Source organism: Nocardia sp. NPDC052566 (genome assembly GCF_044547285.1).
Classification (GTDB): domain Bacteria; phylum Actinomycetota; class Actinomycetes; order Mycobacteriales; family Mycobacteriaceae; genus Nocardia.
The window spans coordinates 711808-732444 of sequence record NZ_JBIUAF010000005.1 but is presented as its reverse complement, the minus strand read 5'-3'; the positions used below and the strand labels follow the sequence as shown (position 1 = coordinate 732444).

Annotated in this window: 21 protein-coding genes, 1 pseudogene and 1 riboswitch; of the genes and pseudogenes, 9 read left to right on the top strand and 13 right to left on the bottom strand. The window is 68.1% G+C overall.

The features are described from left to right. Positions 1 to 42: 42 nt before the first annotated feature. Positions 43 to 945, bottom strand: a complete 903-nt coding sequence (locus ACIG5A_RS28220) for an alpha/beta hydrolase (RefSeq protein WP_397245934.1) — start codon at positions 943 to 945, stop codon at positions 43 to 45. A gap of 409 nt (positions 946 to 1354) precedes the next feature. Here ACIG5A_RS28220 and ACIG5A_RS28215 point away from each other — a divergent pair, with 409 nt between their 5' ends. Then, on the top strand, positions 1355 to 1849 hold the full coding sequence (locus ACIG5A_RS28215; protein ID WP_397245299.1) for an HAD domain-containing protein: 495 nt from the start codon (positions 1355 to 1357) through the stop codon (positions 1847 to 1849). Positions 1850 to 2048: 199 nt separating this feature from the next. On the opposite strand, the gene gcvP is transcribed toward ACIG5A_RS28215, so the two are convergent. Both gcvP and ACIG5A_RS28205 read right to left on the bottom strand, forming a co-directional pair. Further along, complete coding sequence (gene gcvP, locus ACIG5A_RS28210) at positions 2049 to 4895, bottom strand: aminomethyl-transferring glycine dehydrogenase (RefSeq protein ID WP_397245297.1); 2847 nt, start codon at positions 4893 to 4895, stop codon at positions 2049 to 2051. Between the two features lie 142 nt (positions 4896 to 5037). Next, positions 5038 to 5140: riboswitch (glycine riboswitch) on the bottom strand. 76 nt (positions 5141 to 5216) lie between these two features. Beyond that, positions 5217 to 6557 carry a M14 family zinc carboxypeptidase gene (locus ACIG5A_RS28205; RefSeq protein WP_397245295.1) on the bottom strand — a complete coding sequence of 447 codons (1341 nt, stop codon included), beginning with the start codon at positions 6555 to 6557 and terminating at the stop codon, positions 5217 to 5219. A 93-nt stretch (positions 6558 to 6650) separates the two neighbouring features. On the opposite strand from ACIG5A_RS28205, the gene ACIG5A_RS28200 reads away from it, so the two are divergent. Continuing rightward, a complete protein-coding gene (locus ACIG5A_RS28200; protein ID WP_397245293.1) occupies positions 6651 to 7250 on the top strand; it encodes a TetR family transcriptional regulator in 600 nt (199 codons plus the stop codon). On the opposite strand, the gene ACIG5A_RS28195 is transcribed toward ACIG5A_RS28200, so the two are convergent. The 6 genes from ACIG5A_RS28195 to ACIG5A_RS28170 form a co-directional block, all read right to left on the bottom strand. Next, positions 7251 to 7844: a MerR family transcriptional regulator gene (locus ACIG5A_RS28195; protein ID WP_397245291.1), complete on the bottom strand. Its 594-nt coding sequence runs from the start codon at positions 7842 to 7844 to the stop codon at positions 7251 to 7253. It lies immediately after the preceding gene. Between the two features lie 143 nt (positions 7845 to 7987). Further along, positions 7988 to 8461, bottom strand: coding sequence for a bifunctional nuclease family protein (locus ACIG5A_RS28190; RefSeq protein WP_397245289.1), 474 nt, complete (start codon positions 8459 to 8461; stop codon positions 7988 to 7990). 136 nt (positions 8462 to 8597) lie between these two features. After that, positions 8598 to 9380, bottom strand: a complete 783-nt coding sequence (locus ACIG5A_RS28185) for a MerR family transcriptional regulator (RefSeq protein ID WP_397245932.1) — start codon at positions 9378 to 9380, stop codon at positions 8598 to 8600. Positions 9381 to 9444: 64 nt separating this feature from the next. Further along, on the bottom strand, positions 9445 to 9924 hold the full coding sequence (gene garA, locus ACIG5A_RS28180) for a glycogen accumulation regulator GarA (RefSeq protein WP_397245287.1): 480 nt from the start codon (positions 9922 to 9924) through the stop codon (positions 9445 to 9447). Between the two features lie 165 nt (positions 9925 to 10089). Then, positions 10090 to 10488: a glycine cleavage system protein GcvH gene (gene gcvH, locus ACIG5A_RS28175; protein WP_397245285.1), complete on the bottom strand. Its 399-nt coding sequence runs from the start codon at positions 10486 to 10488 to the stop codon at positions 10090 to 10092. 47 nt (positions 10489 to 10535) lie between these two features. Beyond that, on the bottom strand, positions 10536 to 11144 hold the full coding sequence (locus ACIG5A_RS28170; RefSeq protein ID WP_397245283.1) for a CDP-alcohol phosphatidyltransferase family protein: 609 nt from the start codon (positions 11142 to 11144) through the stop codon (positions 10536 to 10538). A gap of 246 nt (positions 11145 to 11390) precedes the next feature. Here ACIG5A_RS28170 and ACIG5A_RS28165 point away from each other — a divergent pair, with 246 nt between their 5' ends. The 5 genes from ACIG5A_RS28165 (at position 11391) to ACIG5A_RS28145 (ending at position 16673) form a co-directional block, all read left to right on the top strand. Further along, the gene (locus ACIG5A_RS28165; RefSeq protein WP_397245281.1) at positions 11391 to 13085 is read left to right on the top strand and encodes a GMC oxidoreductase; all 1695 of its coding nucleotides are present in this window, start codon (positions 11391 to 11393) and stop codon (positions 13083 to 13085) included. 111 nt (positions 13086 to 13196) lie between these two features. Next, positions 13197 to 14588: a DUF2252 domain-containing protein gene (locus ACIG5A_RS28160; protein ID WP_397245278.1), complete on the top strand. Its 1392-nt coding sequence runs from the start codon at positions 13197 to 13199 to the stop codon at positions 14586 to 14588. A 67-nt stretch (positions 14589 to 14655) separates the two neighbouring features. Further along, complete coding sequence (locus ACIG5A_RS28155; RefSeq protein WP_397245276.1) at positions 14656 to 15555, top strand: nuclease-related domain-containing protein; 900 nt, start codon at positions 14656 to 14658, stop codon at positions 15553 to 15555. Positions 15556 to 15620: 65 nt separating this feature from the next. After that, the gene (locus ACIG5A_RS28150; protein WP_397245274.1) at positions 15621 to 15968 is read left to right on the top strand and encodes a hypothetical protein; all 348 of its coding nucleotides are present in this window, start codon (positions 15621 to 15623) and stop codon (positions 15966 to 15968) included. A 69-nt stretch (positions 15969 to 16037) separates the two neighbouring features. Beyond that, on the top strand, positions 16038 to 16673 hold the full coding sequence (locus tag ACIG5A_RS28145; protein WP_397245272.1) for a phosphatase PAP2 family protein: 636 nt from the start codon (positions 16038 to 16040) through the stop codon (positions 16671 to 16673). Here the strand turns inward: ACIG5A_RS28145 and ACIG5A_RS28140 are convergent. Beyond that, a complete protein-coding gene (locus ACIG5A_RS28140; RefSeq protein ID WP_397245270.1) occupies positions 16670 to 17269 on the bottom strand; it encodes a DUF4126 domain-containing protein in 600 nt (199 codons plus the stop codon). The two genes, ACIG5A_RS28145 and ACIG5A_RS28140, sit on opposite strands and share 4 nt — an antisense overlap. 28 nt (positions 17270 to 17297) lie before the next feature. Then, positions 17298 to 17807, bottom strand: coding sequence for a hypothetical protein (locus tag ACIG5A_RS28135; protein WP_397245268.1), 510 nt, complete (start codon positions 17805 to 17807; stop codon positions 17298 to 17300). 217 nt (positions 17808 to 18024) lie between these two features. Between ACIG5A_RS28135 and ACIG5A_RS28130 the strand changes: the two genes are divergently transcribed. Beyond that, the gene (locus tag ACIG5A_RS28130; protein WP_397245266.1) at positions 18025 to 19227 is read left to right on the top strand and encodes a glycoside hydrolase family 76 protein; all 1203 of its coding nucleotides are present in this window, start codon (positions 18025 to 18027) and stop codon (positions 19225 to 19227) included. A gap of 11 nt (positions 19228 to 19238) precedes the next feature. Here ACIG5A_RS28130 and ACIG5A_RS28125 read toward each other — a convergent pair. Both ACIG5A_RS28125 and ACIG5A_RS28120 read right to left on the bottom strand, forming a co-directional pair. Further along, positions 19239 to 19475 (bottom strand): annotated as a pseudogene (locus ACIG5A_RS28125) (hypothetical protein); the annotation flags it as partial. Between the two features lie 7 nt (positions 19476 to 19482). After that, positions 19483 to 20052: a cytochrome b gene (locus ACIG5A_RS28120; protein ID WP_397245264.1), complete on the bottom strand. Its 570-nt coding sequence runs from the start codon at positions 20050 to 20052 to the stop codon at positions 19483 to 19485. A 193-nt stretch (positions 20053 to 20245) separates the two neighbouring features. Between ACIG5A_RS28120 and ACIG5A_RS28115 the strand changes: the two genes are divergently transcribed. Further along, the gene (locus ACIG5A_RS28115) at positions 20246 to 20533 is read left to right on the top strand and encodes a hypothetical protein (protein ID WP_397245262.1); all 288 of its coding nucleotides are present in this window, start codon (positions 20246 to 20248) and stop codon (positions 20531 to 20533) included. Positions 20534 to 20637: the final 104 nt, after the last annotated feature.

Sequence of the window (20637 nt, the reverse complement as noted above, 5' to 3'; positions counted from 1 at the left end):
ATCGGTGCGCGGCGCTGGGATTCGTGCGCGGTGGCTCGTTGTTCAGGCGCCGATGGCGCGGGCCAGGTGCGGCCAGGAGTCGTGGAGGTCGGCTTCGAACAGGCCCCACGTGTGGGCGCCTTGCGGGCGCTCGACGTGGATCGCGGGGATGTCGAGTTGGCCCAGGCGGTCGGCGAAGGCGGACGTGCACGTGTTCGTGATCGCCTCGACCGTCGGGGAGATCCATCCGCCGCCGTCGATGGCGCCGGGCACGCCGGTGGCGGCGGACAGGTAGATCGTTTTACCGGTGAGTGCCGCCGCGTTCGCGAATGCGTCGTGCGCGCGCCAGCCGTTGCCGCCCGGCGCGCCCCACATGTTCACCGGGTTCCCGCCGCCGCGCGCGACCTGAGCGCTGACGATGGCCATACCGGCCGGGTTCGCGGCCCATGGGCACCCGCTGTAGGACGCGACCGCGGCGTATCGGGCCGGAGACTGGATGACCAGGTCGACCGCCGACCCTCCACTCATCGACACGCCGGCGAGCGCGTTGCGCCCCGTCGTGCCGAGCTGCGCGTCGATAACGCCGGGCAGTTCCTGGGTGAGGTAGGTCTGCCACCGATTCCGCCCGAGCACCGGATCGGCACTGAGCCAATCGGTGTACAGGGTGGAGGCGCCACCGACCGGCATGACTACGTTGACGTGCTTGTCCGCGAAGAACTTCCGCACATCCGTGTTGTCCCACCACGAGATGCCATCCAGGCCGCCACCGAGCCCGGTCAGCAGGTACAACGTCGGGGCGGGCCCACCGCCCGCCGCCCGAAGCACCCTGTTCGTCACCACCCGATCCATCGCAGGCGAATAGACATCGACCCGAACGGCGCCCTCCCCCAACGACTCCTCGCGCACCACATTAGCCCCCGGCGGAGCCGCTCCCACGGGACAAGCACTCAGCGCCGCCAGCACCATCGCACCCACCACCACGCCCAAATACTTTGAAGCCCTCACTATTCCGTTGTACCGCCCCCACTTTGCGATCACATTGCGACGCCCGCCACTCCCACCCGCCTCACCTCTGCTGAGCAGACACTTTTCGCCCGAACGGCCCGAAAATCACCCCCGTCACCCGAAAAGTGTCCGCTCAGCGCGGATACCCCGAGACAACAGGGCAGTGCACGACGACAGCGAACCCGCTGTCACGCGGTTGCCGCGCACGGATGATGGTGCACCACAGCAGTACTCGATACAGAACCAGCCATCTCGGCTCTGACACCCTCGACAAGCCGTAACGCCGAGCCGGGCGGGGACGATGAGTCCCAATGATCGACACCGAGATCACCGCCCGCAATGCCGAGTTCGCCGATCGGACCGGCGCGGTATGACCGATAGGCAACTCCCGCTGCTGTTCCTCGATGTCGACGGCCCACTGCTCCCCTTCGGCGCGGACGCACACCGCGATCTGCCCGATGCCGCACCGCACGACCGCTTCTCGCGGCTCAACCCCGATCTGGGGCAGCGTCTGGCAGCGCTGTCGTGCCAATTGGTCTGGGCCACAGCATGGGAACACGGAGCCAACACCGAAATAGCGCCACGGCTCGGCCTCCCACCGCTCCCCGTCGTCTGCTGGCCGGAGCCTACCCCCGAGCACGATCACGAAGACCGCTGGTTCGGCCTGTGCTGGAAAACCCGCACCCTGGTGGCCTGGGCCGCCGGGCGCCCCTTCGCCTGGGTCGACGACGAGTTCACCGACGCCGACCGCACCTGGGTCGCCACCCACCATCGAGCCCGCGCACTCCTGCGGCACATCGAACCGTCCCGAGGCCTCGGCGACGACGACTTCACCGCCCTCGCCCATTGGCTGCGGGTCTCCTGATGCCTTCCGCCAACGGCCACACTCGGTGGTATGCGTTGACGGCGGCAAAATAGACGGCGAGTGCGGGGATGACGACGCCGATGACGATGAGGGCCGAACCGGCCGTCGACTGACCGGTCGCCCTGGCCAGGCAGACAAAAACGCCCCAGCGGTTCCGGGAACCGCTGGGGCGCTGGGCCGTTCTACGATCGGTCGGCTCTCAGTCCGCGTACGCCTCCAGCGGGGGGCAGGAGCAGACCAGGTTGCGGTCGCCGTAGGCGCCGTCGATGCGGCGGACCGACGGCCAGACCTTTGCGCGGGCGTGGCCGAGTCCCCGTGGGTAGACGGCGGTTTCGCGGGTGTAGGGGTGGTTCCATTCACCCACCAGGCTGGCGGCGGTGTGGGGGGCGCCGCGCAGCGGGTTGTCGTCGGCGGGCCAGGCGCCGGAGGCGACCTGGTCGATTTCCTTGCGGATGGCGATCATGGCTTCGACGAAATCGTCCACCTCGGCGAGGTTTTCGCTTTCGGTGGGTTCCACCATCAACGTGCCCGCCACCGGGAAGCTCATGGTGGGAGCGTGGAAGCCGTAGTCGGCGAGGCGCTTTGCCACGTCGTCGACGGTGACGCCGGTTTCCTTGGTGATCTCGCGCAGGTCGAGGATGCACTCGTGGGCGACCATGCCGTTCTCGCCGGTGTAGAGGACCGGGAAGTGCGGATCCAGTCGTCGCGCAATGTAATTGGCGGAGGCGATGGCCGAGAGGGTGGCACGGCGCAGGCCGTCGGCGCCCATCATGCGGATGTAGGCCCAGGTGATCGGGAGGATCGAGGCCGAGCCGTACTCGGCGGCGGACACCGCGTGCGAACCGGTTTCCAGCGGATCGCCGGGCAGGTACTGCGCGAGGTGGGCGCGGACCGCGACCGGCCCGACGCCGGGACCACCGCCGCCGTGCGGGATGCAGAAGGTCTTGTGCAGGTTCAGGTGGCTGACGTCGCCGCCGAACTTGCCCGGACGGGCCAGGCCGACAAGGGCATTCAGGTTCGCGCCGTCGACGTACACCTGGCCGCCCGCGTCGTGCACCAGCCCGCACAGCTCGGCGACCTCGTGCTCGTACACGCCGTGCGTGGACGGGTAGGTGATCATGATGCAGGCCAGCCGATCGGCATGGTCGGCGATCTTGGCGCGCAGGTCGTCCAGGTCGACGTCGCCGTTGTCGCGGCACTTGACCACCTCGACCCGCAGCCCGACCATGGCCGCCGACGCGGCATTGGTGCCGTGCGCCGAAGACGGGATCAAGCAGGTATCGCGGTGTGCGTCACCGCGATCGAGGTGGTAGCGCCGGATCGCCAGCAGCCCGGCGTATTCGCCCTGGCTGCCCGCGTTCGGCTGCAGGCTCACCGAGTCGTAGCCGGTGATGTCGGACAGCCAGTTCTCCAGGTCCGCAATGAGTTTCAGCAGGCCGGGCGCGTCCTCGACCGGCGCGTAGGGGTGCACCCTGGCGAAGCCGGGCCAGGTGATGGCCTCCATCTCCGCGGTGGCGTTGAGCTTCATGGTGCACGAGCCGAGCGGAATCATGCTGCGGTCGAGCGCGATGTCCTTGTCGGACAGCGAGCGCAGGTAACGCAGCATCGCGGTCTCGGTGTGGTACCGGGTGAACGCGGGGTGGGTCAGGAATTCCGAGGTGCGCGTCTCGATGGCGGCCGCGACCGGCCGCGGGTCGGCGCTGTCCGATGCCGGTGCTTGATCCAACGACAGTGCGGTGCCGAAGGATTCGAGCACCGCGACGACGTGTCCCTCGGTGGTGGCCTCGTCGCAGGCGATGCCGACGTGATCGGCGTCCACCAGGCGCAGGTTGATCCCGCGCGACTTCGCCTTGGCGACAACGGCTTCCGCACCGCCGGGCACCTGCACCAGCACGGTGTCGAAGAAGCTGGCGTGCACGACGGCACCGTCGAGCCCGGCCGCGATGGTGGCGGCGTGCCCGTGCACCCGGCGCGCGATGGCGCGCAGCCCGTCCGCGCCGTGGTAGCTGGCGTACATCGCCGCGACGATCGCGAGCAGTACCTGTGCGGTACAGATGTTCGAGGTCGCCTTCTCCCGGCGGATGTGCTGTTCGCGGGTCTGCAGCGCGAGCCGGTAGGCGAGATCGCCGTCCGCGTCCACCGAGACGCCGACCAGGCGGCCGGGCAGCTGACGCGCGTGCTGCTGCCGCACCGCGAGGTATCCGGCGTGCGGACCACCGAAGCCGAGCGGGACACCGAAGCGCTGGGTGGTGCCGAAGCAGACGTCCGCGCCCTGCTCGCCCGGCGAGGTGATCAGCGTCATCGCCAGCAGATCCGCGCCAACGGCGGCCAGCGCGCCGCGCTCGTGCGCCGCCGCGATGACCGGGGTCCAGTCGACGATGCGACCCGACGCACCGGGCGCCTGCAGCAGCACGCCGAAGAAGTCACCCTCGGGCAGCGCACCACCGGACAGATCCGCCTCGACGATCTCGATGCCGAGCGGTTCGGCCCTGGTGTGCAGCACGGTGCGGGTCTGCGGGAACAGGTCGGCGTCGATCAGCAGCCGCGCCGACTTGGACCGGCCCGCCCTGCGCAGCAGCGTCATCGCCTCGGCGGCGGCGGTGGCCTCGTCGAGCATGGACGCGTTGGCCACGTCCATGCCGGTCAGGTCCGACACCATGGTCTGGAAGTTGAGCAGCGCCTCGAGCCTGCCCTGGCTGATCTCGGGCTGGTACGGGGTGTAGGCCGTGTACCAGGCCGGATTCTCCAGCAGGTTGCGCACGAGCACGGGCGGGGTGAGCGTGTCGTAGTAGCCGAGCCCGATCATCGAGGTGGCCACGGTATTCGAGTGCGCGAGCTCGGCGAGTTCGGCGAGCACCTCGTGTTCGGTTGCCGCGGGCGGCAGTCCGGTCAGGCCGGTGCCGTCGAGGATGCTGGCGGGCAGCGCGGCGGTGGCGAGTTCGTCCAGCGACGCGACGCCGACGACGTCGAGCATCCGGTCGAGTTCGGCCCGGTCGGGTCCGATGTGGCGGTCGGCAAATGATCGAGTCACGGCAGTAGCTCCCATGGTCGGGCGGGTCGATCACGGGGATCGACGGATACCAGCCCTCCCCCTCTGTCGTGGCGCCTGAGAGATTCGGGGTGACAACCCCTTTCCCCGTGGGCGGGCGACCGGCTGCGCACAGCCGTCACCGCTTTCCAGAGGCGTCGATGCCCGCACGGTCCCTTTTGCCTGAGAGATTGACGGGGAGGTGCTGCTCCTTCGGCGCCCGGACTTCTTGTGAAAGACCGGAACTCTCCCGCACGGCTACGACGCACCCGCTAGTTTAGGCCGCCGACACGCCGTCGCGCGCCACAGGCCCCCTCCTCGCCGTGTCGCCCTCGTCACTCACAGCGGCAGCCCGGCCCGCAACCTGGTCACGGCGGTGGCGATCGCACTCGCTTGAATCGCGACCAACTGTTCCCGTGGCACCGCCCGGCCGGGGGCATCGGCTTCGACATCGGCACACCACTTCTCGAATATCGCGCCGAAGCGCGCCCGCTCGGCCGCCACCGCCGCGGGCCCCGCCACCTCGTCCAGCAGCCGCATCAGCATGCCGCCGAGCCGCAACCGGAACACGCCGAGCCAGACGTACTCCTCGGTGAACTCCTCGGCGCGGGTGGCGATCCGATCCTGGTCCGCGGCAGCCTCTTTGGTCCGCGCGATTTCGGGCAGCGCGGCAACGAGCGCCGTTGCCGCGCGTTCGAACGGACTCGCTCCGGTCAGCCGGTCCGCGATGCGCTCGAGTACCGCCGCACCCGTCGCGGCGACCTCGCGGTACCCGGCGGCACACTCCGAGAGGACCTCGCGCAGTGTCCGCCCACTCGGCGTCGCGTCGTCGACCCGCGGGTCGATCCACAGCGGCAGCTCGCAGACCAGCACCGCCGCCCCGTACCGGGCCGCGTAGTCGCGAATTCCGCCACCGCCGACCGCCGCCGCGTCCTCCGGCACGCCCGCGGCGACCTGCGCGTCCGCCATGGTGGCGAAGGTGGGCACCGCGAAGACGCCGCGCTGCCATAGCGCGGCTCCCGGCGCGTCCGCCGCTCCGTCGTGAACCGGGAGGTCGTGCGCGATCAGCAGGTCGGTAAGCGCCGACCAATAGGTCTCGTCACCACCGGAGGTGTAGAAGAAGCCGCCACCGAAATCGGCGTTGTGCAGCGAGGCGATGAACGCGGGCCTGGTCCGGTCGATCAGGTCCATCAGCGCCTCGGTCTCCGGCAGCGGCGTGCCGACCGCCCGCCCGCGCCAGGTGGTGGGAAACGACCACTCCGGCTGTTCGCCGGCGGGCGGCCGGTAGTAGCCGCGCGCGACCCGGCCGCGGGTGAGCGGTCCGGCGAACCAGCCCTCGTTGAGCCGGGTGCCGTCCGGATCCGCACAGAGCACGAAATGCCATGTGGCGCCGAGGGTTCGCGCTTCGTCCTCGGCCATCCGGTCGAGCAGGTGCGCGATGGTGGCCATACCGATCGGCTCGTTCGGATGCGGGTTGCCGATCACGATGATCTGGCGCTCCCCCGAGCCGACCCGCACCGATCGGATGGCGTCGCCGCCGCGCGAGCGCCCGATCTCGGAGATGATCACCCGTTCCGGATGCCGTGCGCCCAGCTTGTCGGCGAGCTCGTTCAGCTCGTCCACCGTCGGGAACGCCTCGATCGGCCGCATCGGCCCGACGAGTGCGCCGAGTTCGTCCACCGCGTCCTCCACATCCGCTCGCGAGCCGACCGGCCAGCGACGATCCGGCTTCAGATAATTCCGTTATTTCGATAACGACGTTATCATCGCTGCATGCGACGCGAGCAGATTCGGGAGAACAACCGGAAGGCGCTGATCGCGGCGGCAGTCGCCGACATCGCCGAACACGGGTACCAGGCGGCGAAACTCGGCGAGATCGCCGAGCGCGCGCACCTGACCACCGGCGCCGTCTACTCCATCTTCGGCAGCAAACGCGCGCTGCTGGTCGCCGCGACGCGGCAGACGGTGGAGGACTTCAACGAATCGCTGCGCCCGCTCGCCGATCCGGTGCTGAGCCTCACCGAGGTGCTCGACGGCTACGTGGCGGCGATGCTCGGCCCGGCCGACGGCCGTGCGCACGAGCGTTTCGCCTTCGAACTGGAGACGATGGCGGCCGCGCTGCGCGATCCGCGGTTGATGGCGGAGATCGAAGCAGAGGTGCCGCAAGCACTTCCGCTGCTCACCGAACTGCTGACCGATCGCAGGGCCGACTCGGGCATCCGCACCACCGCGGCCCAGGCGGCACGCATGGCTCCCGCGGTGGAGGCACTGCTATCCGGCTTCGCGCAACACGGAAACGCGTTGCGCCCGTACGTGGATCGTGACTATGTGCGCGCGAGCGCGGTCGCGTTGACCGCGCTCATCGCCACCTGACTAACCGGTCTTGCGGTTCATCCTCGCCTTGCGGCGGAAGGACAGCTCGTCCTCGGGCCGCTCGGTAACCGCCGAGGCACGCTCGGCCGGGAAATTCGCTATCGCACCGGTCAATTCGCGCATCGCGCCGCTCACCGCGATACCGAAAACGCCCTGCCCGCCCTGCAGTAAATCGACGACCTCCTCGGGTGAGGTGCACTCGTAGACCGAGGTGCCGTCGGAGAACAGCGTGATACCCGCGAGATCCTGCACGCCGCGGCTGCGCAGGTGATCCACCGCGATCCGGATGTTCTGCAGCGAGATGCCCGCGTCCAGCAGTCGTTTCACGATCTTGAGGACGAGGATGTCCTTGAACGAGTACAGCCGCTGGCTACCCGAGCCCGCGGCGCCACGGATGGACGGTACGACCAGACCGGTGCGCGCCCAGTAGTCGAGCTGCCGGTACGTGATCCCGGCCACCTGGCATGCGCTGGGGACGCGGTAGCCGACCAGATCGTCGGGGACCGAATCGTCCGGGAACAGGCCTGGCTGTACCACATCCTGCGATTGCTCTGCCACTGACCACTCCCTTGCTTCGCCGACGCCTTGCCTCATCGATGACCCGGCTCTCCCGTCCGGCCATAACGGACGTGGCCCAACTGTCGAGATTACTCCCCTCGATTGTCCAGGGAGCGACATCGTCCGACCAAGCGCGACGCGCGGTAAAAGTCTCGACCGCTACTAGAGACCGGCGTCTGTCAGCTGTCGGTCGCCTTGAAATCGTCCGGAGAGACCGACTCGAGGAACTCCTTGAACTTCTCCACCTCGTCCTCGCGCTCGTCCGGCATCACCAGACCCGCCTCCTCGAGCACCGGCTCCTCGGCGTAGATCGGGCAACCGACACGCAAGGCGATCGCTACCGAATCCGAGGGCCGTGCCGAGATGCGCAGATCGTTCTCGAACACCAGATCCGCGTAGAACGTGCCTTCTTGCAGGTCGACGATCCTGACTTCCTTGAGCGTATGGCCCAGCTGGGTGATCAGGATCTTGATCAGATCGTGGGTCAGCGGGCGGATGGGCGTCACCCCCTCCTGCTCGAGCACGATGGCGGTCGCTTCGGCCTGCCCGATCCAGATCGGTAGATACCGATCTCCGGCCACCTCGCGGAGCAACAGCACGGGTTGATTCTGTGGCTGCTCGACACGAATGCCGATCACACGCATCTCACTCATCCCTCATGCCTCCCATACTCGCCGGCCGCCCGGCATGACCGCTGCGGAGCTCGCCGTACCACGAGTCTAGGCGAACCTGGAGGCATGCAGTGACCCGTGTACATCGGTCGAAATCGGCGTGTTGTCTGAGGTTTACTCAGCCGCCGAGCGCGTTGCGCACCGACGTCTTCACCAGGCACGTGTGCAGCGTCAACGACAGTGCCGCGAGTTCGCGCACCGTCTCCTCGGCACGCGCGCGGGCGCTCGCGTCGCGACTTTTGGCGATCGGCGCGGCGATCTGCGCGACCAGCGCGGCCTCCCGGTCGGCGGCCAGCTTGAACGCGCGCAAATGCCTTGCTTCCAGCCCGAATTCGGCCATCGCCTTGGCGGTCCTCGCCAGCGTCACCGCGTCGGCGTCGAAGAATCCCGCGGCGCCGGGGGTGATCAGATTGGCCCGGATGAGATCGCTCAGGAACTTCTCGTCGATGCCCGCCTCGGTCAGCAAATCCGCACGGGTGAGCCGGATTTCGTGATCGAATCGCAGCTCGTCCGGCGAGATCTCACCTGGCACGACGCCGAGCCTACGTGGCGCGGCGCGACCGTGCATCTCGGCGAGCGGATGTTCGGAATCCGAACCGTGCGCCGATTCCGCGGCACCGTTGCGGCCCGCCCGGGCGCGGGCTTCCCGCACGCCGAGCGTCGCCGCCCCACTGTCGATCGCTTCCAGCTGTTCCTTGATCACCTTCAGCGGCAGGTACTGATCGCGTTGCGCGGTCAGGACGAACCGGAGACGCTCACAATCGGCCACCGAGAATCGGCGGTACCCCGACGGCGTGCGCTCCGGCCGGATCAGCCCTTCCGATTCCAGGAATCGGATCTTGGAGATGGTGACGTCCGGAAAATCGGGTCGCAGCAGGTCGAGCACGGAGCCGATCGACATGCCCCCGCGCGCCCACTGCGCCGCACCGGTCACAGCACTGAGCCTTTCCCCAGCGCCGGTGTGCTCATAGCGTGCCCGCACCCGCCGAGTCGTTCGCCGCCCGCGGACCGGTCAGGAAGACCAGGCGGAACTTGCCGATCTGCACCTCGTCGCCGTTCTGCAGCTCCGAGGAGTCCACCGGCTCCCGGTTCACATACGTGCCGTTCAGGCTGCCCACATCGACGACCTGGAAGGAATCGTCGTCCTGACGGAACTCGGCGTGCCGACGGCTGACGGTGACGTCGTCGAGAAAGATGTCACTGTCGGGGTGGCGGCCGGCCGAGGTGGTCGGCTGGTCCAGCAGGAACCGCGAGCCCGCGTTCGGACCGCGCTTGACGACCAAGAGGGCAGCGCCAACGGGCAGGCCCTCGACCCCTTGGACCGGCGCTTCGCCGGTCGCCTCTGCGGAGCGCGACGCGTCGACCTCGTTCAGGAAATCCGCGCGGAAGACCGACGTCGTCTCGGCCGCGGTCTCCTGGTAACCCGGGTCTTTGTTCTCGCTCACCGTTTCTCTCCTCCTCGAACCTGATTATCCATGCAAGCAGGTGATGCCTTCATCGACACGAGCTGTCGTGTCGTCAGACTCCGGCATGAGACCGCCGGCACATCCGTTGGCATTGACCGTACCCTGCCAGGGCGTACCCGTGCAGGTAGAACAGGGAAGGCTGACTCAGCCTCCGATAACTCCTTGATAACCTGCGGCATCCAGCAGTTCACCCAGCGTGACATCCAGGCCGGCGGCGTCGGCCACTTCGAGCTCGAAGAGCCAGCCGTCACCGTACGGATCGGTGTTGAGCGTCTCCGGCTCCTGCACCAGCATGTCGTTCACCGCAACGACTTTCGCGGCCAGCGGGGCGTAGATATCGGACACGCTCTTGGTGGATTCCACCTCGGCGATGCCCTCTTCGGCCTTCACGTCCTTGTCCACGTCGGGCAGCTGCACGAACACAACGTCACCGAGTTGAGACTGGGCGTAATCGGTGATGCCCACCCGAACACGGGTCGGCGCGATCCGCCGCACCCACTCGTGCTGCTCGGTGTAATGCAGATCTGCGGGGGTCTGGGTCACAGGCCGTCCGTCCTTTCCGTTGTGATCGTTGTGCGCAACTCTAGTGGCTAGCGGGTGTGGTGTGGCACAGGCGGTATGGCTCGTGCGACCGCGATGGCCTTGCCGACGTAGAGGATGCCGGTCCACACGTACACCGCGACACCCCAGACCAGTAGTGCCCCACCGAAGGCTCGTCCGAAACCCGCCGCCGCCCAGTCCATCTGACCGGCCAGCAACCAGGGCAAAGCCGACATCAGCGCGAAGGTGGCCGCTTTGCCCAGGTAGATGACCTCCGGCGGCGGCAGGTCGCGGCGCTTGTAGATCGGCAGCAGCAGGGCGAGGATCACATCGCGCCCGATCAGCACCACCGCGACCCACCACGGCATCAGCCCGCGAATGACGAAGGCGGCCAGCGTGGTCACCAGGTACAGCCGGTCGACGAACGGGTCGAGCAGCGCGCCCAGCCGCGAGGACTGATCGAGCAGCCTGGCCAGCTTGCCGTCGAGGAAATCGGTGACGCCGCTGAGCACGAGCAGTGCGAACGCCCAGCCATCGGCGCGCTCGACCAGCAGCAACCACAGGAACACCGGAACGCCGACCAGCCGCAACACGCTCAGCGCGTTGGGGACGGTCACTATCCGATCGGCGAAAATCCCGCTGCGTTCAATCTGCGGCATTCGCCGGCCCTCCGTGGTTACGCACGCTGCCGCCTCCGGGCCTGAGGCTCATGCCGCGGGCGGTCTGTTGGTCGCGTTCGCCGGGTTCGGTCGTCCCGGATTCGGTTGTCACAGCCCGGTCATACCCCACGGACCCACTGAAACGCCATCCGGGCGCGCCGTTCATATGAATTCCGCCGCATGCCTGTCGGTGACAGAATGACTATGAAACTATCTCACCTAGCTATCGGTGAGCGAGAGGAAATCATGCCTGCATTCGACTACGACGTGGTGGTGATCGGCTCCGGATTCGGCGGCAGCGTCAGTGCACTCCGGCTCACCGAAAAGGGGTACCGGGTCGGCGTGCTCGAGGCGGGCAGGCGGTGGAACGCCGAGGACATCCCGCGCACCAATTGGAATGTGCGCAAGTCGATCTGGGCGCCCCGACTCGGGCTGACCGGACCGCAGCGGATCAGCGTGCTCGGCAAGTGCGCGGTGTTCTCCGGCGCCGGTGTCGGCGGCGGATCGCTCATCTACGGCAACACCCTTTACGAGCCGCTGCCGAACTTCTACACCGATAAGCAGTGGGCGCACATCACCGATTGGAAGGCCGAGCTCGCGCCCTACTACGACCAGGCGCAGCGCATGCTCGGCGTCGCGACGAATCCGCGGATGACCCCGGCCGACGAGGTGATCAAGGAGATCGCCGACGATCTCGGCGTCGGCGACACCTTCCACGCGACGAATGTCGGCGTCTTCTTCAACGAGGCCGATCCAGGCACCGAGGTCGACGACCCGTACTTCGGCGGCGTCGGCCCGCGCAGGCGCGGTTGCGTGCACTGCGCGCAGTGCTTCACCGGCTGCCCGAACAACGCGAAGAACACGACCACGAAGAACTACCTCTACCTGGCCGAACAGGCGGGCGCCGAGGTGCATCCGCTGACGACGGCCACCATGGTGCGCCCGCTCGCCGACGGCGGCTACGCCGTCGAGACCGAGCGCTCCGATCGCTGGATTCGCAAGCAGCGCAAGACCTTCACCGCCGAACAGGTGGTCTTCGCCGGCGCCGCGCTCGGCACCCAGAAACTGCTGCACAAGATGCGCGACGAGGCGGTGCTGCCGAATCTCTCACCGCGCCTTGGCGAATTGACCCGGAGCAACTCCGAGGCGATCTTGAATGTGGTGAGCCGCGCACGCAAGGATTTCGCGGAGGGCATCGCCATCACCTCCTCGATCCATCCGGAGGCCGACACCCACATCGAGGTGTGCCACTACGGCAAGGGACAGAACGCGCTGTTCCCGCTGTCGGCGCCGATCGTGGACGGCGGCGCGTTCCGCTTCCTGCGGTTCCTGCTCGCCATCGTGGTGCATCCGCTGGTGTTCCTGCGCAGCCTCAACGCGCGGCGCGCCTCGGAGAAGTCGGTGATCCTGCTGGTGATGCAGTCGCTGGACAATTCGCTCACCTCCTTCCGCAAGCGCGGGCAGCTCAAGACCGAACAGGGTGGCGGCGAACCCAATCCGACCTGGATTCCGCTGGCGCACGATATCGGCCGCCGGTTCGGCGCGAAGGTCGACGGCGATGTGCACGGGCTGGTCATGGACGTGTTCAATATTCCGGCGACCGCGCACTACATCGGCGGCTGCGTCATCGGCGAAAGCGCGGAAAGCGGTGTGGTCGACCCGTATCAGCGCGTCTTCGGCCATCCCGGGCTGCATGTCGCGGACGGCTCGGCGGTCACGGCGAACCTCGGGGTGAACCCGTCGCTGACCATCACCGCCCAGGCCGAGCGCGCGATGGCGTTCTGGCCCAACAAGGATGAGGCCGACCCGCGCCCGGAACTCGGCGCGGCCTACCGGCGCATCGCACCCGTGGCGCCGAAGCAGGCCGTGGTGCCGGAGGCCGCGCCCGGCGCGCTGCGCCTGCCGATCACCCCGATCGAAACGACCGCCCAGACGAACTGACCGCTCGAAAACTCAACGACCACAGCGCGAGTCTTACGAGCGCCGTTCGCGGCCCGCGAGACACAAGGGGGTCGCGAACACGCCGCGCCGCGGGCGCGGCAAAATAACACAGTGTCTGATAGAGGTGTGGATCTGCGTTCCTATGTTTCCGCGGAAGATGTTCGTGCGCGTGGTCGCGCCCTGCGGGAGCGGGTGCCGGTCACCGCGCGCGATCGCGCGGCCGCCGCGGCGAACCGGCCGGGGGTCCTCGATTTCCTCGCGGCGAGCAATACGGGCAGGCTCGCGCATCTGGTGCCGCTGCGGATGGGCCGAATGGTGTCCTCCCCCTTCACCTTCTACCGCGGCGCCGCCGGGCTGATGGCCGCCGACCTCGCGGCGGGCCCGGACAGCGGTCTCACCGCACAGCTGTGCGGTGACGCGCATGCCGCCAACTTCGGCCTCTACGGCACCCCGCGCGGCGAAATCGTGATGGATATCAACGATTTCGACGAGACCATCCCCGGGCCGTGGGAGTGGGACCTGGAGCGGCTCGCGGCCAGTTTGGTGCTGGCGGGCCGGGAGAACGGCGCCGCCGAGGACGACTGCCTGCGTGCCGCGCGCGATGCGGCGACCTCCTACCGCGAGACCGTCGCCCAGCTGGCCGAGCTGCCGTTCATGCAGGCGTGGACCATGCTTGCCGACGAATCGGTGCTGGCCACCGCCAAGGCCGAGGATCTGCTCGACGATTTCAAGAAGGCGGCGAAGAAGGCGCGCAAGAACACCAGCGCCAAGGTCGTCGCCAAGTGGACCGAGCACCTCGAGGATCACCAGACCGGGATCAGCAAGCATCGATTCGTCAGCGACCCACCGATTCTCACGCCGGTCGAGGACAAGGTGACCGACGCGGTGATCGGCGGCCTGGAGCGCTACGTCGGCACGCTGCGCGAATCGCGTCGGCACCTGCTGACCCGATTCGCGGTGTCCGACATCGCCTTCCGCATCGTCGGCACCGGCAGCGTCGGCCTGCACACCTATATCGCGCTGCTGCACGGCAACGAGGGCGAATCGCTGGTGCTACAGATCAAACAGGCCAACCCGTCGGCACTGGTCCCCTACCTGCCCGCACAGCCGCGCCGGCACGAGGGTGAGCGAATCGTGCAGGGCGCCAGGCATGTCCAGTCCGAGACCGATATCCTGCTCGGCTGGACCTCGCTGGATCCGGGCAGCGGTGAGCTGCCGTTCATCGTGCGGCAGTTCCGTAATCTCAAGGGCAGCATCGACGTGGCCGGGCTCGGCGCCGACGATCTCGACGACTACGGCCGCCTCGCAGGCGCACTGCTGGCCCGCGCGCATTCGCGCTCGCTCGACCCGCGCCTGCTCGCCGGTTATCTCGGCGACGACGAGCGGTTCGACGACGCGGTCGCCGCCTTCGCGGTGCGCTACGCCGATCAGACCGAGGCCGATCACGCCGCGCTCGTCGCGGGGGTCGACGCGGGCATGATCGCCACCGAGGTCGAGGACTGAGACACGCCGGTGCCGCGGCGAAGCCGGGAACCCGTCACCGGGCCGCCGCGGCAACTAGACTCGCCACATGCTCGTGCGAGTGCAGAATCCAGCGGGGACCAATGCCGAGCGGGCACTCATCGACTGGCTGCGCACCTGGAAGGATCCGGCGAGCCCGCACGGCGTCGCGACGATCAACTGCAGCCTGTTCCACCAGGATCGGCTGCACCAGTTCGACGCGGTCATCTGGACCCCGACCAGCTGTGTGGTGATCGAGGCCGAGGCGCTGGTCGCCAGGCAGGACGGCGTGCTGGAGATCCCGCTCAACGGCCCGTGGACCATCTCCGGCGAGCCGGTGGCGATGGAGGGCCGCGATCGGCGCACCCCGGTGGAGAAGTCGCGCGAGCACACCTTCGCGCTGCAGAACTGGCTGGCCGCGCGCGGGCTCGGGCAGCGGCTTGTGCACGGCGTCGCGCTGGTGGTGCCGCTGCGCGGGGCCGAGCTGAAGATCCAACAGGGTTGGCAGGACCCGAGTTTCGATGTGATCCTCGGCGACGATCCGGGCAGGCTGCGCGACTACTTCGAGACGCTGGCCCAGCAGGAGAAGTTCCTGTGGACCGCCAACGATATCGCCACCGCCTTCCGCGGCCTCGGCATCCTGCCCTATCTGCCCGCGCCGCAGGAACTGCTCAACGAGGGCTTCCTCGGCCCCATCGACATCACGCTGTGGCACGGCGGACCGCAGCAGGCGCAGGCCGAGGCCTACGCGGAGGAGCTCGCGCTCGCCGAGCGCGAATCGCAGCGCGGCAGCGTGATCGCCATCGAGCCGCCCTGGTACAGCCCGTGGAAGCTGTATCCGCGCGAATCGGGCGATATGGATTTCGGCCGCGCCTTCATGCGGATCACCCTTGCCATCGGCATGCTGATCGCCTTCGTCTGGATACTGTGGTTCGTGATCAGCGCGATATTGACCTACGGACCCGGCTGAGATTCGCTGAAAAGTGGCGTGCCCGGTCGACCACGACCTGGCACCTGCTCGAGAAAGGAATCGCAGTGGTCGAGCTGGAGGTATCCGGCGGCAGGGTGAACGTCGAAGTGCTCGGCGCACACCGCTTCTGGGCACTGCGCCGCAGGTTCACCTTCGATCGCATCGCCGTCACCGCGGTCGGTATGGCCGAGCGGACCCTGAACCCGCCCTGGCTGCGCATGCCAGGCACCTATCTGCCCGGAGTGATCGCGGCGGGCACCTACCACGACCGTCGCGCGGGCCGAAAAGAGTTCTGGGACACCCGCTTCAAGGGTCAGGCGATTCGGATCGATTTGGCCGGTGCGGGTTTCACGCGGATCGTCGTCGATGTCGCCGATCCGGCCGCAACGATCGCGGCACTCGGCGACCGCTGACCCGCGATCGCGGCCGGTCTGTCGGTGAGCCCGAATCGGTGATACGCACACGACCGCTATCGTCGACCGGTGATCGGACTACGACAGGCCCGTATATCGGAGGGTGCGTTGCGGCTCGGTGTCGCGGCATCCGCGGGCGCGGTCACGGTGGCGCTGCCTACGAGCTTTCCCGCGGACGGCGGGCCGACCGATGTGGATCGTGCGGTGGCGTCTCCGATCCACGAGGCGCTGGATGCGCATCCGGGTGTGTACGAGGCGCTGGTCGTCCCGAGCAACGGCTACATCCTGCTCCCCCTGCTCGTGCTCGCCGCGGTCTGGTTCGGCAGGCGCGGTGACTGGTGGCGCGCCGCGACGATGCTCGTTGTCCCCGAGCTCGTGGTGGCGATCAACACCTGGGTGCTGAAACCGTTCTGGGATCGTCCGCTGCACGACTACCTCGCCTATCCCAGCGGGCACACCGTGCATCTCGTCGCGATCGCCACCACCTTCGTGCTGCTCACCGAATCGGCGCGGCGGCGGTGGATCGCGGTGACGCTCACCGTTGCGATACTCGCGCTGGTCGCCGTCGGCATGGTCGGCCTCGGCTATCACCTGCCGACGGATGTGGTCGGCGGCGCGGGCGCGGCGATCGCCCTCGGCATCGCGTTCTGCGCTGTGTCGCAATGGCTTTCGGGACACCGGCGGTCCCGCGCCGCGATCCCCTAATTCGGCTCGGGCCTGCCGCGGCCGCGTCTTCCGCGCAGCCAGCGCGCCGCCCGCAATGCCATCCAGCCCGATCCGATCAGCAGGATCAGGATCGCGACGAAGGCGACCACCGGCACCGCGAGCGCCAGGATCGCGAGGACGAGCGAGGTACCGTCCTCGGCGGAGGAGACCACCGGATTCCCCATGCCCGCACTGGTTCCCGTGACGAACGGTCTGGCCACCGTCCGGCCCGCGTGCACACTGCCCGCGGTGACCGCGCCGAGTACCGCGGCCACCGCGGGAGGCAGGTGCGCGGACAAACTGGCCTCGGCGGTGAACAGAATCGCCCCGGATGCCGGAGCCACGAGCATGCCGATGCCGTGCAGCACCGAATCCAGCGCCGGGATCTTGTCCCCGACGAGGTCGAGGACGAACACCACACCGATGACGATCAACGCGGGAGTCGACGACAGCCAGCCGTAGGAGCCGCCGAGGTCGAGCCAGCCGATCCGGTCGGCGACGCCGACCACCAGCAGCGGCAGCCAGGCATTCAGCCCCGCCGCACCGGACAGCCCGAAGGCGCCGAGCACCGCCCCGACCGCCGAGGTGATTTCCACACCACCAGTGTGACTCAGCCGTGGTCGATCAAGCGGGAGGGTTCGGGTCTTCGCCCGGTGGTGTGCGGGAGCGTTCGATCAGTCGCTGGGTGCTGCCGATGTTGCGGTCGACTTGTGCGCGCCGGCGTCGACTGCGGGCGTCGGCGCGTTCGAATACCGCTCTGCTGCGGTCCAGCCGTGCCGAGCTCGCCGCCAGGAGGGCCTTGCTTCGTTCGATGGCGGCAAGGGCGCGCTCCTCGAGCGCTTCGGAATGCAAACCGGCGCGACGTGCCCGCTCGTCTACTTGCCGCTCTTGGATGTCGAGTGTCTGCTCGCGACGATCGGCGGCGTATTCGCGCTGGTCGTGTGTTACGTCGCGGTCGTCGGCGATGGTCTCGCGATCATCGGCGATTCGCTCACGGTCGTCGGCGTCGGCCTCGCGTTGGTCGGCCATCTGTTCCCGGAGGTCGGCGGCGCGCTCACGGCGGCTCACCGTGTCTTCGCGCTGTTGGATCAGTATTTCGCGCTGTGCGAGCCGAGCCTCGGCTTCGGCGAGCATCGCCTCGCGATCGTGGAGGTCGGACATCTTGCCATCGTATGGCGCGGATAGTTCGGATGACGCCTGGTGGTGATCATTCCTCGCCGGTGCATCCTCGCGGAAGGCGCAGGCCACCGATCCGGCCGCGGGGTCGCCGGGTAGCACCGGGTCCAGATAGGATGTGGCCGCACGGTTTCCGGCTCACGTGATGGTTGTTCAGCAAGGGGAGTCCGAGCGGATGGATCGCCGGAAAAACCATATCGGCCGACGCACTGTGTTGCTGGCGGCCGGGGGCGCGGTCGTACTCACCGCGCTGGCACAGCCGACGCAGGCGGCCACGATCACCCGACAGGTTTCCGCGGGCAACGAGGAGCCGAGGATCCGGGCGGAACAGGCGGAACAGGCGATCGTCCAACGGCATGTGCGCACGCTGTGGGGACAGCGGGAGATGCTGCTCGGCACGCTCGTCTGGCCGTCGTCGCTGTTCGACCAGTCGTTGGTGCGCTGGTGCTACTGGTGGCAGGCCCATCTGCTGGACTGTGCGGTGGACGCCGCGTACCGCGACCGCACCCCCGAACGCGTCGACCGGGTCGCCGCGATCGCCTGCGGTATCCGCGCCCGCAACCTCACCGGCTGGACCAACCGGTACTACGACGACATGGCGTGGCTGGCGCTGGCGCTCGAACGCGCCGACCGGCTACTCGATCTCCGCTTCAGCAATGCGGTCGGTGATCTGCGGGCCGCCCTGCTCGAGGGCTGGAACCCGGCCGTCGGCGCGGTGCCGTGGCGGCACGGCGACGACTTCTACAACACCCCCGCGATCGGGCCGACCGGTATCGCCTTGGCGCGCTCGGGTGAACTGACCCGCGCACGGCAGCTCGCCGACTTCCTGCACTTCCGACTACGCGATCCCGGCAGCGGCCTGATCCTCGACGGTGTCCATCAGCCCGGTGGACAGGTCGAACAAAACACCCACACCTACAGCCAGGGCGTAGCCATCGGACTGGAAACCGAACTCGCCGTGCGCACCGGCGAAGCGCACCACCACCGGCGCGCCACCGCACTGATCGCCGCGGTCGGCGACCGGCTGACGACCGCGGGCGTGATCGCCGGGGCCGCCGGTGACGACTCCGGGCTGTTCATGGGCATCCTCGCCCGATATCTCGCCGAAGCCGCACTGGCACTGGGCGACACCACCGCCGCGAGTATCGTGCACGCGTCAGCGCGTGCGGCCTGGGCACACCGCGCCGAGGTGGACCGCCTCCCCCTGTTCGGCCCGGACTGGACCCGCCCGGTCACGGTGGAATATCCGGAAACCGTTCCCCCGCTTCCGTATTCACCCGCCGCGACACCGACGAACTTCAGCCGCGACCTGTCGGTACAGCTCAGCGGATGGATGCTGCTCGAAGCCGACCACCGGCTCACCGCCGCGGGACTCTGAGCTACACGGTTTCAGTCGCGCGCGACACCGCGGTCGGGTGCGCTCATGTCTCCGGTGCCCGGTGTACCGTCGGCGCGGGCGTAGCGCAGATACACGGTGCCCGTCGGGCTGGCCTGCGGCGGTGCGAGCAGGGTCATGTTCGTGGGTACGGTGCCGTCCTCGAACGCCTTCTTCCCCACGCCGAGCGTGATCGGATGCACCCACAGGTCGAGACGGTCGAAGAGCTTCTCGCGCAGGAGGCGGGCGACGGCGAATTCATCGCTGCCGTGTGACCGTTCCTCTCGGCCTGCCGAACAGCATCCGATCGAGCAGGCCATCCCGCAGCACGACGGCGTGGAACGCGACCGCGAGAATGTGTGCGCTGAACACCACGAGGAGGCCGTAGCCCAGGTAGGTGTGCAGGGTTCGCAGCGTCGAGTACAGGTCAGGATCGGCCGAGATCAGCGTGGGCACTTCGATGCCGCCGAGCAGCTGTGGCCGCAGCCCCGATGCCGACACCATCAGCCAGCCGACGATCGGTTGCGCCGAAAACAGTGCGTACATGAGCAATTCGGAGGCCGCCGCCCCCAACCGCTCCACCGCGCCCAGCCCGGCATACGGCCCCGGCGCATGCCGCACGAACCGATTAACGATCCGCAGCACCGCAAGCACGAGCACCCCGAACCCGACCGTCTCGTGCACCCGCGCCAGCAGCTGGTAGTCCCCGATCGCCCTGGCCATCGCGTACCCGACCGGAATCGTGCCGACCACCAGCACCGCGATCCCCCAGTGCAGCACCCGGGCGACCACATCGAACCGCCCACCCGCCACCACACCGTCAGCCACGCGCTTCTCCGCTCGCCGCAGACCATTTCCTCGCACACTGAACATACGTTCCCCCCGCCCCCACAGTTCAACGACATGCCCGCACACCCCTCGGCTTCCCGCACAGGAATTGCGATTCGATGTGCGGGAAATCAGCAGGTGCGCGGCTGTGGGAGCATGGCGTACAGGCCATTTCGCGTCCGGGAGGGGATCGATGACGACCGGCGACGAAGAGTCGAAAGAGCTGATTCTGCGCGCACTGGACAACATGCAGAAGGCGCTGTTCGCGCACCAGGCACGCTGGTTCGGCCTGGTGCTGGCCTTCACCGGCGGCGGCGCTGCTGCGTTACTGGGCGGCCCGTCCATACCTCCACGTCCCCGCGATCCATGTGCTGACCAACGGCGGCGTAATGATCGTCCTCGGCCACTGTGTGGCCGAACCGTCGCATCGCACGTCGAGGGAGTGCCCGACCCACCAGCCGCATCGAGTCATCTGACGTAGCCATGAAACCGGCGGTCGAACCGAGCCCGCTGGGCGTGATGGCGAACGTGCACTGAGGTATTGGGCTTCTCGATCGATGCCGTCGTCAGTGCACGCTCGCGACG

What these genes read in the sequence shown, in the direction of transcription:
- ACIG5A_RS28220 (WP_397245934.1), bottom strand. Translation starts at nt 945, where the DNA reads ATGGTGCTGGCGGCGCTGAGTGCTTGTCCCGTGGGAGCGGCTCCGCCG.
- ACIG5A_RS28215 (WP_397245299.1), top strand. Translation starts at nt 1,355, where the DNA reads ATGACCGATAGGCAACTCCCGCTGCTGTTCCTCGATGTCGACGGCCCA.
- gcvP (WP_397245297.1), bottom strand. Translation starts at nt 4,895, where the DNA reads ATGGGAGCTACTGCCGTGACTCGATCATTTGCCGACCGCCACATCGGA.
- ACIG5A_RS28200 (WP_397245293.1), top strand. Translation starts at nt 6,651, where the DNA reads ATGCGACGCGAGCAGATTCGGGAGAACAACCGGAAGGCGCTGATCGCG.
- ACIG5A_RS28195 (WP_397245291.1), bottom strand. Translation starts at nt 7,844, where the DNA reads ATGAGGCAAGGCGTCGGCGAAGCAAGGGAGTGGTCAGTGGCAGAGCAA.
- ACIG5A_RS28190 (WP_397245289.1), bottom strand. Translation starts at nt 8,461, where the DNA reads ATGAGTGAGATGCGTGTGATCGGCATTCGTGTCGAGCAGCCACAGAAT.
- ACIG5A_RS28185 (WP_397245932.1), bottom strand. Translation starts at nt 9,380, where the DNA reads ATGTCGATCGGCTCCGTGCTCGACCTGCTGCGACCCGATTTTCCGGAC.
- ACIG5A_RS28170 (WP_397245283.1), bottom strand. Translation starts at nt 11,144, where the DNA reads ATGCCGCAGATTGAACGCAGCGGGATTTTCGCCGATCGGATAGTGACC.
- ACIG5A_RS28165 (WP_397245281.1), top strand. Translation starts at nt 11,391, where the DNA reads ATGCCTGCATTCGACTACGACGTGGTGGTGATCGGCTCCGGATTCGGC.
- ACIG5A_RS28155 (WP_397245276.1), top strand. Translation starts at nt 14,656, where the DNA reads ATGCTCGTGCGAGTGCAGAATCCAGCGGGGACCAATGCCGAGCGGGCA.
- ACIG5A_RS28135 (WP_397245268.1), bottom strand. Translation starts at nt 17,807, where the DNA reads ATGCTCGCCGAAGCCGAGGCTCGGCTCGCACAGCGCGAAATACTGATC.
- ACIG5A_RS28130 (WP_397245266.1), top strand. Translation starts at nt 18,025, where the DNA reads ATGGATCGCCGGAAAAACCATATCGGCCGACGCACTGTGTTGCTGGCG.
- ACIG5A_RS28115 (WP_397245262.1), top strand. Translation starts at nt 20,246, where the DNA reads ATGACGACCGGCGACGAAGAGTCGAAAGAGCTGATTCTGCGCGCACTG.